Raw genomic sequence first — 15,471 nt, 5'->3', positions numbered from 1 at the left:
CAATTCAAATTTTCCCAATATGATATCACTTTAATTTATGTTAGGATATGTGGAAATTAGTATTTCACTTTAAACTGGTGAGTTCCATCTGTTTGATGTATCAAAATGAAATATTGAGGTGGGGAAATGGAAATTGGAGAAAAAATTAGACTAATCAGGAAAAATAAGAAACTTACTCAAGGAAAGTTAGTTGAAGGTATTGCGTCTGTAACATACATATGTCGAGTAGAAAATGGGAAGGTAACACCTTCACCTTCATTTCTAAAGCAAATTTCAAAAAAGTTAGGGTTAACTATTGAAGACCTAACCAACACATTAGATGATAATAGAAGTAAATTAGAACAAATCATCAAGTTTAACAAATATAATGTACAATCATTAAGTGAATCTGAATTAATCTATTTACACATGAATGCATTGGAAATGCACGCGCAAAATGACTTAGCAATTATTTATGGAATACTCGTTCATTATTATACATTGAACCACAAATTTGCTGAGGCTGAGAAATTAGTTGGACAATCTCTAAAAGTCATTAATAACAATAGCATTGATAAAACAAACTATAATCATTTCTTTTACTACAATAAATGCATTGGTAATTATTTTTACGCTAAGCAGTCATTTGAAGATGCAAAACATTACTATTCTTTAGCTGAAAGTTATATTGTAGACGAATCAAGTTTAGAAAGTGGTAACTTGTACTTTAATATGAGTCTAGTTTATCAACAAATTTTTGAGAAGGTTAGTATTAGCTTAATCTACACAAATAAAGCTTTAGCCATATACAAAAAAAATAATCATGAGGAAAATTTAATAAAAACGTTGATATTGTTAGCTCAACAATACCGTGACCTTAACCGCATAGAAGATGCACGCTCCCATCTAAAAAAAGCACAAAATTTATTATACTCACAGCAGGAACTGAATCATGTATTAAATGCAGAGATTCAATATAACATCGGTAAAATATATCAAAAAATTGAAAAAGATCAACATGCAACTCAATATTTTAAAAGTGCTATAGACATCTCACAACCCTTCATCCAACCTAAAAATCAGATCATGAAACACATAATTCCACATCGAAACATTTATGCTTATGCCTGTAAGAGTTTAGTAGAGGTTTTTTATAAACAAAAAAATTGGAAAAATGCTGACTTTTATTTATCTACAGCTTTCGATTTGGTATCCAACAACCATCTATCACACTTATATATAGAACTAAAGGCGATGAAAGCTAAAATATTAAAATATAGAGAAAATCATATATGTTATGAGAAAGAAATGAAAGAAGCCATTCAATACGCTTTAAACAATAAACATTATATACTTACAAAAACGCTTGCTACTGAATTGGGAAATTATTATTTCGAAAGTAAGTATTACAAAAAATCTGTGGATTACTACAGGATAGCTCAAAGTCACAATCAAAGCTTCCTTGATTCATCTGTTGAATTCTCAACAGTACTATAACTCCTATTTGTATGAAGTGAATGATTTATACTTGCAACAAGGTGCAAACCCAATGCATACCTGATCCTATTCCTATGAGTGCCACATAATCTCCATTTTGTAATTCGCCAGTCTCTATATAATATTTTAACCCTATTAGTTGATCAGACGCGCCCATGTGGCTAAATTGAGAGGCCAAATTTGCATTTGTTTGATCTACAGGCATGTTAAATTCAATTGCAAAATCATTCATTTCATTTTCATTATCATGTAAATAAATGACTTTTTTGAGGTCTGAAAGTTCAATGCCTGCCTTTTGACACGCATACTTAACTACCAACTTATTTCTAATATGAACTAATTTATAAAAATCCATTAATTGCTCATGAACTTCTGAAAGAGAAGAAGCAGGATGATCTGTATGATTATTCTCAACAAAGGAGGTAACTGCAACTCTCCATTCATTTCGTAATATAGGTGCATACATTCCATCAGATGCAGTCTCTGTAGTAATCCATTTACAATGATGATGATCTCTCTTTAATACGGCAGCTACAGCCCCATCTGAATGAAGATAGGCATTGTAGGTAGCACGATTTTTATGATCATCACAAAATCGATTTGCAGTTACAATAAGAACATTTTTATACTCTGGATGTATAGCAAATTTACCTGCAATCGCATCAAATGCCATTAAACCTGAAGTACATGCTTGATTGAATACTTGAACTTCTGCCTTATTAGCACCTAATTTATGTTGCAACTCACATGCAGGATCCCAAAGCGTATGCTCAGGAACTTCGCTTATTGCTAAAGCAATATAATCAATATCCTCTGCATTCATTCCTGAATTTTCTAATGCTTCTTTAGAAGCTTGGAATGCTAAATCTGATTGGCTAACTTCAGGTGGCGCAACATAAAAATATTTGTATCCCCAACTTTTAATTTTATCAATGTTTGTAGTATACTTTGAAATTTCATCCTCAACTTTGTATGCTTCACCTAAAGCTTGACCAAATCCTAATATACCGTAAGCACTAGACACCTTAATCCCTCCTAATACATACACTCTATACAAGTATCCAATACATAAACAATCCACATTGAATTCAAATCTATATACTTATATTTTATAGGGTAAGTTATGTAAAATTACAGAAGTAAAATTTTTTTAATTTTGAGTGTCTTAAAGTAAGAATTACAACAGAAATTTTCTAAAAACCTTTAAATTTCATCTGATAAATAAATGAATACACCCTTTTTACTACTTTTTGCAGCATTAAGCATTCCTTGAGCTACGGTTGTTGCATGTATTGCTTTATATTTTTTTAAAGGACCAATAAAAATAAAAAAGAGCGCATTAAATAAAGTTTCTGCTGTTTTTTCACCAAGTCTAAATTCTTTTCGATCCCCTAATAACAATGAAGGTCTGAAAATATGGAGTGTTTCAAAACCAATATTTTGTAACTCTTTCTCTAATTTTCCTTTAATACGTGAATAAAACGTTGAAGAGTTAAGATTTGCTTGCATAGCACTTATGACAAGGAACTGTTTCGCCCCCATCTTTTTAGCCAGATTTGCTATTTGAAGTGGGTACTCCACATCAATCCTAGTCATCACATCTTGTGTTTTTGCCTTTTTTATCGTTGTTCCCAAACAACAAAAAACATCATCCACTTTAAAAATTTCTTCATCTTTATTTAATTGTTCAAAGTCAACAATGACTTGTTTCAATTTTGGGTGTTTAATGTGAAGTGATTTACGTACAATTGCTGTTACACTATGATATTCATTGCTTTCAAGAAGAAGAGTAAGCAATTCACTTCCAACTAAACCACTCGCACCTGCTATAAGTGCTGATCTTTGCAAAATCCCCAACTCCCTTCATGGAATAATTAAACTAAAAGAAAATTATATATAAATCATCAATAAATATTTATATATTTATGTATAACATAATTTGATAGATATTTGGCAATATTTGAAGCTAGTTTCTTTTTCACTTATTTAATATGATAGTTTTATAGTTATCAAACTTTATGGTAAATCCATGTTAAATTATGAATGACATCTAAGAGGTTGATTATGATAAAAGAATGGAATTTATTAAGAGTTATTGCTTGTTTAAGCATTGTTTTTTTACACAGTACAACTCAAACTGGTAATCTAATTGGATTTCCAAATAGTCAATACTACGAACTATTAAGAATCCTTTTATGTTATGCTACCCCAACATTTATTATCTTATCAGAAATGATCTTAGCTAATCGATATTCTAATCAATTACCTAATCAATTTTGGCAAAAACGATTGAAGTGGATTTACGTCCCTTTTTTAGTATTTGCAGTCATTGATGCCATCATTGTAAAGCAACTATATTCAAATATCGATTTACAGAAAAAAATGCTAAGTAATGTATTTTTAGGAAGTTATGAAGGGTATTTCATTTTAATTATTCTTCAATTTTATGTGTTACATTACTTTGTAATTCGTTTTAACATTCCAATGCGAGTTCTCGTCCCAATAAGTATGGTGGTAATGGGTTTCCATTTGTATTTATTAAATACGAATATACCATTCGTTCAAGAATATAAAACAGAATTAAAATTACCGTTTACCGCATGGTTTGGTTATTTTACAATTGCTTTTTTAATGGGTAGATATTATAAAATCATTTCCAAAAAGTTATTTAAATATAGATGGTATACAATTTTAGGATTAATAGGTTCAATATTTATTGTTTATTTTAGTTACAAATCAGGCATAGTCGGTGTCAATTCAAGAAGAATGGACTTATTTCCACTAACAATTTCAATTAGTTTAACTATTATGGCATGGGGACAAGCAGTTCCAAATCTTAGAATAATAAATCTAATAAGCAAGTATTCTTTAGGTATTTATTTAGTGCATTGGCAGGTACAGCGTTATATTGCTCCTTATACAGTAGAATGGTTTAATCAAACTATTACTCAAGTTTTTGGACTATTTCTCATAACTTTACTTATTACTATAACTATAATTTATTTAATTTCACTACTGCCATTTGGATCTTATATCGTAGGAAAAACCACTAATCCTAAGGAAGAAAAGAAACTGGAATTACATTTACCTTGGTCAATAAAGAAAACACATAATATAAATACGAATACTGATATTAAATTTGTTAAAAAGTATTAGGAATACACATTATATCATTTATATATTCTTTTTTTTGAAATAAATGGATTAATGAACACCATTTTTCGGATCCCATATCCCTTCTATTTTCCTTATTTCTAAAATTTGACCCGTAAGGTACAAACCCAATTCTTTTTTTCATGGCTACTAACCATCTGCTCAAGTAAAACAGCTTGTAAATCCATAATTTCTCTCTCCTTTAATGTAATAATGAGTAGTAATTTATAATTTCTATCATCATTTTTTATTTCCTTTATTAAGATCCTTTTTTTCCAATATTCATTTAACAGGGTATTCCTTATATTAAAAAGCTTGTAAGGAATTTATTTTCCTTACAAGCTTTATTCATAATTATAATGATCTCTACTTGTTAATAGCTATGAATTACCAACCTACATTAATGAATAATACATCTGGATCATGATGTTCTAATAAAGTACTATAATTTCTAACATCATCGTAAGCAAATCCATAAGCTAATCCATCAATGCTATAGTCATGCCAAAATTTTGCGTAAAAATTAGCTGTATTATTTTGATAAAAGAAATCAGAATTACCCCAATTTGCAGGATCATACATCATACCTCTATTCAACGCTGCACAAACTTGAGCTTCTACTACTTTTTCATCAGGACTACCTGTATCCATTGGTCCTGAACACTCAAATACTTGAAGTGTTGTTGGTTTATTTCTAATGAATAAATCATAGGGTCCACCGTTTTTAGAAAAAACAAAATCATCTCCTACTACATGACCACTGAATGTACCTGCTTCGGCAGTAAATGTTAATTCGTTTGTTCTATAGAAGTCCCACACTTCATTTACGTAGTTATCAAAATAATTAGCGTAAATTCCCTCTGGTTTAAATTCACCTTTACCAGGAGCAACAATTCTGTAAGGCTCTTCAACTAAAGTTTGAAATTCTGTTGGCATTTCATTTTTAAATGCGGTAAATATTTGGTCACGAGTATAGGTCTCACCAACAATTCTATCATAACCATCAGAAGCAACTAATCTAGTAGTGATCGGAAAACTGAATTGGTCAACTCTTGTTGTGTTTCCATGATATCCCCACTGGTCAATAGTAAATTCAATCCACTCAAAATAAATGTCTTGGTTCGGATCTGTTGGATTATTTAAATCTGGTCCAGCGAATCCTACTCTACCATCGGCAGCTATGTTTAGTTTGATATACATTGGACTTCCCATACTAATAAACATTCTACCAGAATCAATTTCAGGCATAGAAACCCAATCTGTTTCACTCATTTTATTAAAATAATTAGCATAATTCTCACCATTTTTCGTTAAATGACCAGGTGCATCATTGTCACTAACTGAACTAGCAATTAAATTTCCGTTAGCATCAACATAACTAAGCTGTCCTGTCTCTTTGTTATATCCATAGATTGCCCAATAAATTTCATCATCTGAATATTGACCATTTGTTCCATTTTGCAATTGGAAAGTCATTACTCCGCTACCTACTGGAAAGTCTGGAACATCTCCAGGGTCCGTTGGATCAGTAGGTTCCGTTGGGTCCGTTGGATCCGTTGGATCCGTTGGGTCCGTTGGGTCTGTCGGGTCTGTCGGATCCGTTGGTGAAATGCCTGTATATTTTAAAATCATATCATCAATACGAACAATCTTAGCAGTTCCCACACCTTCAAATCGAATAAATTTAACGTTAGTAAGGTTTGCATTAAAATCTGCTAATGGAATTTGTATTGTACTATAGTTTGCTGTCAGATTTCCATAATTAGATAAAGATAGAGAATGATTAGAATCATCATTTAATACTAAATTTATATATTGCTCTTCTCCACCTGAACCACCTTTTAATACTAACTCTAAAGTATCATAATCAGAAATGTCCCTATTAATAAATTGGTCAAAAGATTCAGGTGTGTTCCCTCCATTAAAGAAGAAATACAGATTTGTATTGCCTTCTAGGTTGTAAGTGCCACCATTTCTTACTATTGCTTGTTCTAAGTCATTTTGATTCGCGTTCCATTGTATCCATTCATTGAAATCATCCACAATAAGAGGTGGAGCATCCGGATTGGGTTCTGGATTTGGAGTCGGCTCTGGTTCTGGTGTAGGTTCCGGCTCAGGAGTCGGTTCTGGAGTCGGTTCTGGAGTCGGTTCTGGCTCAACTACTTCACCATGTGTACCAGTAAACCAAGTTGTATTATAAGCAGGTGTTCCATTATTGTAAGTAAAAGAGTAACTAACAACATCCCCCGCTTGTAAATTGTTTAAACTATGTGTAAAAGTACTCCCGCTTTGATTCATTCTAACATTTTGTTGTCCGCCTGAATTTACTTTGTAATGAACATCAACCCAGCTTGTATTCACATTAGATGTAAAAGAAATTTGGGATGAACTTGCACTTAATGTTTTAAACTCAACTATATAATCATCTACAGCTGAAACGACATTGCCAGTAAATAATGATGACAACACTAACGATAACATAATTGTTATCGATACCATTTTTTTAACCATAAATTTCTCCTCCAAAGTATTTTTTTGAAATATTTTTTTACGATAGAAATAATTTTTTTAGTTTAAAAGGATTTTTAATATTTTTGTGGAATTAATTTAAATATAACCATAATCATTTTTATAACTAATTCGAAAAGTAATACATCGAATTTCCTAGCCCTACATAATTATAATAATTAAACATAAACTATCATTTTATCATCATAAACTACATTTATGACCTACCTGTTTTGAGCGATAATCATTCAGGGACATTGCAGTACATAAAAAAACGCATAGAACAACCATCAGATTGTAATAGAAGTCTAGTTTAATAAATTTGATATATGTATTGTTCAATCATAGGATTAAGTAAAACTAGTCAATAAAATAGAAAAATTAAATTCTTTTAATTAAAGTAATTTTGAAAGCGTTTTCTTAATTAAATTTGTAACTAAGCTTTATTTAAAATTGTGACCAACAACTAATAATACCTCTAATCCTCCTTTCTTTTTGTTTAGTCTCCCAACTTCCCATTCCCACCATTTTCATTCAATCATTGGAATCTTGAATGTATATATATAACCATAACATATGAAGTATATGAATTCTATAGTAAAAATGATGCATAAAAATGTAAGATTTTGGTTGGGAAGCTAGTCAAAAAGATATAAAATTGGGAAATGCATTTGAGTTTTTCCTTAAACCCGCCTCTTCTACTGCCCTTTTTCTCAAGTTCATCTATTGAAATACTGTGTTCATTTTCTAATGTATATATAATCTCCAACTATCTGCTAATCATTTAGTTCATCTTTATTCGTAATTGTATCAAGTTATTCAAGTAAACTAAAAGACAATAGTTCATGATACAATATATTATGATTTGCTTACATTTTTTTGGATGAAGATAAAAAAATACATCAACTTATCATACATAACAAGGATGTTGGAAAAAACTTAATATATATGTTATAAATAAGATTAAATTTTAAGTGAACATGATCTTTAAAATAAGGAAGGTTGGAAATGATGGAAAATAACACATCTAATATTATTAGACCCATTATTCAAAAAGATTTAGAAACAGGTAAACGTAACTATGTGATCACTCGTTTTCCCCCTGAACCGAATGGTTATTTACATATTGGACACGCTATGTCAATCATAACTAACTTTGATCTAGCAGATGAATTTAATGGGAAAACAAACTTACGATTTGATGATACGAACCCTTTAAAAGAGGATGTGGAATTCGTTCAATCCATCAAAGAAGATGTACAATGGCTTGGTTTTGATTGGGATGGGTTATTTTTTGCTTCAGATTATTTTGAAGAAATGTACAATCGAGCAATAATATTAATTAAAAAAGGGTTGGCTTATGTAGATGAACTTTCGGCGGATGAAATTCGTGAATATCGAGGTACTTTAACTGAACCAGGTAAAAACAGTCCTTATCGTGACAGGACTATAGAGGAGAATCTTGATTTATTCAATCGAATGCGCAAAGGCGAGTTTGAGAATGGACAAAAAGTATTAAGAGCTAAAATAGATATGAGTTCATCTAATATTAATATGAGAGACCCTGTATTATATCGAATTGCACACACAACACACCATAATACTGGAGATAAGTGGTGTATTTATCCAATGTATGCTTTTGCTCATCCAATAGAGGATGCCATAGAAGATGTGACACATTCCATCTGTACACTTGAGTTTGAAGATCAAAGACCTCTATATAATTGGATTATTGAACAAACGGAAATGGAAAGCACTCCTCAACAAATTGAATTTGGACGTCTAAATTTAACAAACACGGTGATGAGTAAACGTAAACTAAAACAATTAGTAGATGAAGAGTTTGTGGATGGATGGGACGATCCACGTATGCCAACTATCTCAGCTCTTAGAAGAAGAGGTTTTACCGCAGAAGCCATTCGCACCTTTATACGTGAATTAGGTGTAACTAGAGGAGATGGGGCCGTTGATTCTAGAATGCTTGACCATTATGTCAGAGAAGATTTAAAACTAAAATCACCCCGAACAATGGGAGTTCTACGTCCTTTAAAAGTCATAATTACAAATTATCCAGAAGGACAAGTTGAGATGTTAGATGCGGAAATTAACCCTGAAAATCCTGAGATGGGCATAAGGAAAATCCCTTTTTCTAGAGAAATTTATGTTGAGCAAGAAGATTTTATGGAAAATCCACCAAAAAAATATTTCCGTCTTTTCCCTGGAAATGAAGTTCGTTTGAAGCATGCGTATTTCATTAAATGTGAAAAAGTGATAAAAAATGAGAATGGAGAAGTGATTGAAATTCATTGCACCTATGATCCTGAAACAAAAAGTGGTTCGGGATTTACTGGACGTAAAGTAAAAGGAACACTGCATTGGGTAGATGCAAATCATGCCATTCCAGCAGAATTCCGTTTATATGAGCCATTGATATTAGATGAAGAAGAACAGCAAGTGGAAGATAATGAAGAAGATAACGAAGAAGAAAAAACTTTCTTAGATCGTGTAAATCCGAATTCACTGCAAATTCTAAATGGATATATTGAACCCAATATGAAAGAGGTTAAACCACAAGATAAATTTCAATTCTTTCGACACGGTTATTTTAATGTAGATCCAAAACACAGTACAAAAGAACATATTGTATTTAATTTGATCGTTTCCTTGAAAAGCTCATTTAAACTTTAATTAAATACAAATCCCATCTATTGCATGAAAGAACCTCTAAAATATTCTAGAGGTTCTTTAGTGATTGCTTGTGTAATTTTAAAATGGAAACAGCAGAGGGATCATAATCAGCATCACAATACCAAGAACCAGTTGTAATGGAACACCGACTTTCACATAGTCAGAAAAAGAGTAGCCTCCTGCTGTCATCACTAAAGCATTTGTAGGTGAAGCAACTGGTGTAGCAAATGCCATGCTGGCAGATATTGCAACGGCCATTAAAAAAGGATATGGGCTGACTCCTATATTCATGCCTGTAGTAATTGCTATTGGAGCAAATATAACTGCTGTAGCGGTATTACTTATAAATTGACTTAATAACATAGTAATAACATAGAACCCAATTAGCAGAGGATACGTTCCTAGTTCACCTATTGTAGATAACAACCCATCAGATATGTATTTAATGCCTCCCGTTTTTTCTAAAGCTGTAGCCATGGGTAACATCGCAGCTATCAAAACAACTGCTTCCCAATTTACTTGCTGATATGCTTCTGAAATAGATTTAATACAACCCGTTATAATCATTAAAAAAGCTGAAATCATAACAGCGACTACAGTAGGTACAACTTCAAATATCATCATGCAAAGCATCAAGAGCATAATGATTGCCGCAATCGGTGCCTTCCCTTTGGAATAGGCAGCTTTTGCTTCAGTCGAAACATCTGCTCCACTAATTACGTCTAACTTCTCATTTGCTAATAATTCAATATCATCCCAATCCCCATGAATCAAAAGAGCGTCCCCTAAATTCAACTTAACATCCTTAATATTAGTAACAATGAATTTTCCTTTTTTATTAATTGCCACTACGTTGCAATGATATTTTTCTCTAAAATGCAGTTCAGAAATGGTTTTATTTTGAAACTTAGAATGAGGAGGAATAAAGAGTTCCAATAGTCCGAACTTTTTAGACACGAGGTCTTCATGTAAAATTTTATTATCTTTGTTTGCTTGTTCAAGTTCATAATTAGAAATAAATTGATGAACTACCTGTTCCTCTCCAAATAAAAGTAAACAATCATTTTCTTGTAAAATGGTATTAGAGCAAGGTGCTAGCCGCTTCTGTCCCAACCCTATAAGTCGTTCATTGATTCTACGATGAACTTCTATCACCGTAATTTTATACTTTTCAGATAGTTTGAGATCAGCTAAATTTTGACCCACAATATTAGAAGAACTAGTAATACGGACATAATGAAGCTTATCCTGCAATTCATAAAAACTTATCAGTTCATTGGAGGATAAAGTGGATTTTGAATTTTGTCGAGTTTGGCGGTTCGGTAACAACTTTTTCCTTGTTAACAAAAGAAAAAGCCCTCCAACAATTAATGCCATTAATCCAATAGGTGTAAAATCAAAAAATGATAATGGTTCATAGTTATATTCTAACAATACTTCACTAATGACAATATTTGGTGGTGTTCCAATCAAAGTCATCATCCCGCCTAAACTGCTTGCAAAAGCAAGTGGAATTAAAAACTGAGATGGATTTGCTTTCATTTCCATACAAATACTTAAAACAACGGGTAGCAAAACAGCAACTGTACCTGTATTACTTAAAAAACCACTAAAACCACCCACAACAACAATAATAATAATAAAAAGCTTCCACTGGCTGTCCCCAGCCAATCTAAGTAACTGTTTGCCAATTTGCTTTGCTAATCCTGTATTAAATATACCCGCTCCAACAATAAACAAACTAGCGATCATAATAACAATAGAGTTAGAGAAACCAGCCAAAATTTCATTTGTAGTTAGGATACCTGTAATAAATAACAACAAAAGCGAACCTACCGCTACAATATCCGCTCTTATTTTACCACTTATAAAAAATAGGGTAGCGATGATTAATATAATAAAGGTTAAAAGCATTTCCACTGACATATCTACACCCCACTCAATAATCGGATCGATTCTATTTTTACAATCAAATGAAATTAAATTAAGTACATTATACCACCAGGTTTTAAAATAAAGTGTAACAATGATCACAGGAGTATAACTGCTTACTTAACGATTAAAAATGTTGTTATGTACCCATTACAATATTTTTCCTTAAAGGTTTTTTATTTATACTTGTTGTCTCACCTTCATCAGTTAAAACCTGCTCTACCAACTAAAGTCTAATACTTTCCCAGTTTCAGTCACTGTTTTTATATGACTAACAATCATCCACCAATACTGCTCCGCATTTTTATATGCAAGGGGATTGGCTGTCCACTGATCATTCACTTTAATACTCAAATCGATCTACTTCTTTAAAAGTGGATTTTATCACACCTCCAAAAATATTTTTACTCGTCCCTTATGATGATACTAACGTATTCCAAACTTGTTCTAGATGATTGTAAAATCACCAGACGAATATGCTTGTTGATACAGCATAAAAAAACGGCCTCTAGATTTGAACTAGAAGCCTCACAATGCATTATATTTATTTAAACTGATCTGGAAACTGTTTAATGATCCCTTCTGAAAGAGTATCGGCCAGTTTTATAATATGATCTTCACCCTCGTCAAACGCAGCAATATCCGCTTCCCAATCCTTTTTCAACCTAGCAACCGCTTCATCCCTGGTTAATTCCAAATGCAAGTAGAGTAAATCCTGTAATTCTTCTTTTGACCAGTTCGGGTTTGCCTTACTTAAAAAGCTGGCAATATCATCGGCGTTTTTAAACCATTCTGTATTTTGTTTTTCATATTCAACTTCATCTTCACTTTTTGCAGCATCAATAATTTTACCAGCGATCAAAATATGATCAGTCAGCAGTTTAGACAGTTGTTCACCTGCTTGTTCCCCATAGTAAGGTTTAATTGCGTTACCGATGTCCACTTGATTTTGCAATAATCTCTCTAATGCTTTTTCTGTATCATCTAAGCCAGCAAGTTTACTAATGATCACATTTCTTGTCCACCATGTATGGTCTATCCATAATCTTCTAAGTTCAAATTTTAAATCTACAATGGATTGACTATAACAATCCTGTTGAACATTTTCAGTTCCTTCAGCACCAGCATGTAAAGGTACTGATAAGATAGAGCAAAAAATGATAACCGCTATTATTTTGGTAGTCATATTTCCTTGGACCATTTGTCTTTTTCACTTCCTTTTATATCATTGTTGAATTTATTTTCTTATTTATTTTGGATCACTTCAGTTTTTTCATACTATATTTTATAAAAAACTAAAAACGCTTAGATAACCTATCCTACCTAAACGTTTTTTCTTATTAATCAAGGAGTTAAAAATAAATAACAGAAAACTTAAATTTACAATAATATAAAATTTATGACCCTTTTATAAACATCTGATTTGATTCTACTTCTGGCACTTGTTCAGCAATTTCTCTCCCAATTGGAAAACAAGCTGTAGCAGCTGGAGAAGGTGCATTACACACATGAATACTTCTTTTTCCACTAACTATATAAAAATCGTCCACCAACTTGCCACTGGATTGTAATGCTTGTGCTCTTACTCCAGAAGGGGCGGGCTCCAAATCACCTTCCTGAATAGATGGAATAAGTTCTTGTAAACTTTTCACAAAAGCTTTTTTACTATACGAGCGCCACATTTCTTTCGCACCCTCCTGCCAATACTTTGCTGCCAGCTTCCAGAACCCTTTAAAACTCAAGACTTCTGAGAAATCTTTCAAATCGAAATCTGTTTTTCGATAACCTTCTCTTTTTAAACTAAGCACCGCATTGGGTCCCGCTTCTACTCCTCCATTCACCATTCGAGTAAAATGAACGCCTAGAAATGGAAAATCAGGATTGGGTACGGGATAAATTAAATTTTTTACTAGGTAATGTTTGTCAGGTTTTAATTCATAATATTCTCCTCGAAAAGGAACAATTTGCAAGTCTGGTTTTAAACCTGTCATTTTTGTAAGTCTATCACTATGAAGACCCCCACAATTTACAACAAAACTTGTATTAAACTCCTTCACTTTTGTGATAATTTCTACCTTTTGCTCATGTTCTAAAATGTTTTTTACTTCTGTATTTAACAACATTTCCGCACCATGGTTTTTAAGCAATAAAACTAATGTTTCACATACTTGTTTATAATCTACGATCCCTGCTTGTGGTACTTTGATTGCCTGTAAGCCCTCAACATAAGGTTCTTCTTCTTTTAATTGATCAGATCCAATCATGCAAATGTCGAGTCCATTGGCAATTCCACGATCATATAAGTATTTCAAAAGTGATAGCTCTGTCTCCTTCGTTGCCACAATCACTTTCCCACAAGGATCATAGTTAATATCATATTTTTCACAAAAATCTTTCATTTGTTGGCTGCCTGCTTTTGCAAACTTTGCCTTTAAGCTCCCAGGCTGATAATAAATACCTGAATGGATAACTCCACTATTATTCCCCGTTTGATGTTTTGCCCATTGATTTTCTTTTTCTATGACTCTTAATCTAGCATGAGGAAATCGCTTGCTCAAAGCATATGCAGTAGATAACCCGACAATCCCTCCGCCTATGATCGTAATATCGTCCATATTTCCTCCTAAAATTTCTATACTAATGCAAAATAACCTCTTATTCTCATTAATTCACGATGTAATTTTGGATTTTTTTCAAAGGCTGCCCTACCATGAAGCCAAAATGTATTATTGACCATCACCAAATCACCTACTGGAAGTGGCAAAGCCACAGTTGCTGCACTGTTTTCCATAGACTGAGAGAAATCTTTTAAATATGCAGCTTGTTCCAACGTAGCAGGATAAGCAAATTGATCAATAAAACAGACACACGGTTTTCCATTTTGCTCATAAAAAGTTTGGTTGTAAACTGATTTATTCACATTTTTGCTGGATGGAGCTTTGTATTCTATTCGGCTTGTAGCTATTGGATGTGTAGAAAACTTCTCTAAGTCTTCCCAATCGTCTAAATGCAATAAACGTGATTCTCCGCCTACTGCATTTTCTTCAGCAAACTTCATCATCAATAACCAATCTGTAGATTCTTCAAAGAATGTCCCGTCTGTGTGAAGAGTAAAAAGTCTATAAGCTTGTCGTAAATATGAATCACTATTGTCAGTATCTTTAACGGTAAAACGAGCATAGTACTTACCTGACATATCATCAAAGTTAACTCCACCTAACAAATGCGTAAGTGCTGTTGCAAATAAAACATACTGTTCATGTTCCAGTGTTTGCTGCTGCATGCCCATCGTAAAGCCACCTGATTTACGATCATGTAAAATTCCACGAATCGTTTTAGAAAAAGATTCTCCTAACACACTTTGCAAAGATTGTGCTATAACCAATCTCATATAGGGTACATATTCAAGTTGTTGAACATTTACATCTTGATTGTCTGATAAAAAAGCATTTAATCGCTCATTATTCATTTCAATATGATATAATCGTCGATGATCAGATTGCTCCTTTACTTCAAAAGTATCATATTTCCCTATAAATGGCTTTAAACTTTCTTTAATCATACATTTTCTCCTCCTTTAAAATTAAAATAGCCAACTATATCATAACGAAAAAACGAAATGATATAACTGGCTATGGTCTACTTATGGCTCCTGTGAATTGAAGTCCGATAAACTTTTCAGTTATTTTTATCTTTATCTATGTCCATATTACC

The 15,471-nt window shown here is 32.5% G+C and carries 11 protein-coding genes; 3 read left to right on the top strand and 8 right to left on the bottom strand.

What is annotated here, in order from left to right; all coding sequences use genetic code 11:
• Nucleotides 1-126 precede the first annotated feature (126 nt).
• On the top strand, nt 127-1,476 hold the full coding sequence (locus ERL59_RS09870; protein WP_160646041.1) for a helix-turn-helix transcriptional regulator: 1,350 nt from the start codon (nt 127-129) through the stop codon (nt 1,474-1,476).
• 25 nt (nt 1,477-1,501) lie between these two features.
• On the opposite strand, the gene ERL59_RS21070 is transcribed toward ERL59_RS09870, so the two are convergent.
• On the bottom strand, nt 1,502-2,500 hold the full coding sequence (locus ERL59_RS21070; RefSeq protein WP_160646040.1) for a 3-oxoacyl-ACP synthase III family protein: 999 nt from the start codon (nt 2,498-2,500) through the stop codon (nt 1,502-1,504).
• 179 nt (nt 2,501-2,679) lie between these two features.
• A complete protein-coding gene (locus ERL59_RS09860) occupies nt 2,680-3,327 on the bottom strand; it encodes an oxidoreductase (protein WP_160646150.1) in 648 nt (215 codons plus the stop codon).
• 213 nt (nt 3,328-3,540) lie between these two features.
• On the opposite strand from ERL59_RS09860, the gene ERL59_RS09855 reads away from it, so the two are divergent.
• On the top strand, nt 3,541-4,632 hold the full coding sequence (locus ERL59_RS09855; RefSeq protein WP_160646039.1) for an acyltransferase family protein: 1,092 nt from the start codon (nt 3,541-3,543) through the stop codon (nt 4,630-4,632).
• A gap of 384 nt (nt 4,633-5,016) precedes the next feature.
• On the opposite strand, the gene ERL59_RS09850 is transcribed toward ERL59_RS09855, so the two are convergent.
• A complete protein-coding gene (locus ERL59_RS09850) occupies nt 5,017-7,140 on the bottom strand; it encodes a glycoside hydrolase family 64 protein (protein ID WP_160646038.1) in 2,124 nt (707 codons plus the stop codon).
• 1,008 nt (nt 7,141-8,148) lie between these two features.
• Here ERL59_RS09850 and ERL59_RS09845 point away from each other — a divergent pair.
• Nucleotides 8,149-9,825: a glutamine--tRNA ligase/YqeY domain fusion protein gene (locus ERL59_RS09845; RefSeq protein ID WP_160646149.1), complete on the top strand. Its 1,677-nt coding sequence runs from the start codon at nt 8,149-8,151 to the stop codon at nt 9,823-9,825.
• A gap of 78 nt (nt 9,826-9,903) precedes the next feature.
• Here ERL59_RS09845 and ERL59_RS09840 read toward each other — a convergent pair whose 3' ends face one another.
• From ERL59_RS09840 to glaH, 5 genes are all read right to left on the bottom strand, one after another.
• On the bottom strand, nt 9,904-11,859 hold the full coding sequence (locus ERL59_RS09840; RefSeq protein WP_328699928.1) for an SLC13 family permease: 1,956 nt from the start codon (nt 11,857-11,859) through the stop codon (nt 9,904-9,906).
• A 117-nt stretch (nt 11,860-11,976) separates the two neighbouring features.
• Complete coding sequence (locus tag ERL59_RS21315) at nt 11,977-12,111, bottom strand: hypothetical protein (RefSeq protein ID WP_268894510.1); 135 nt, start codon at nt 12,109-12,111, stop codon at nt 11,977-11,979.
• A gap of 190 nt (nt 12,112-12,301) precedes the next feature.
• The gene (locus ERL59_RS09830; RefSeq protein ID WP_235929847.1) at nt 12,302-12,958 is read right to left on the bottom strand and encodes a glycosyltransferase; all 657 of its coding nucleotides are present in this window, start codon (nt 12,956-12,958) and stop codon (nt 12,302-12,304) included.
• A gap of 196 nt (nt 12,959-13,154) precedes the next feature.
• Nucleotides 13,155-14,372: an L-2-hydroxyglutarate oxidase gene (gene lhgO, locus ERL59_RS09825; protein WP_160646037.1), complete on the bottom strand. Its 1,218-nt coding sequence runs from the start codon at nt 14,370-14,372 to the stop codon at nt 13,155-13,157.
• A gap of 17 nt (nt 14,373-14,389) precedes the next feature.
• Nucleotides 14,390-15,319: a glutarate dioxygenase GlaH gene (gene glaH, locus ERL59_RS09820; RefSeq protein ID WP_160646036.1), complete on the bottom strand. Its 930-nt coding sequence runs from the start codon at nt 15,317-15,319 to the stop codon at nt 14,390-14,392.
• Between the last annotated feature and the right edge of the window lie 152 nt (nt 15,320-15,471).

The organism is Chengkuizengella marina (genome assembly GCF_009910845.1).
GTDB classification, from domain to species: domain Bacteria; phylum Bacillota; class Bacilli; order Paenibacillales; family KCTC-33759; genus Chengkuizengella; species Chengkuizengella marina.
Note: the sequence above shows the minus strand (reverse complement) of the source record. Positions and strands in the feature narration are given on the sequence as shown.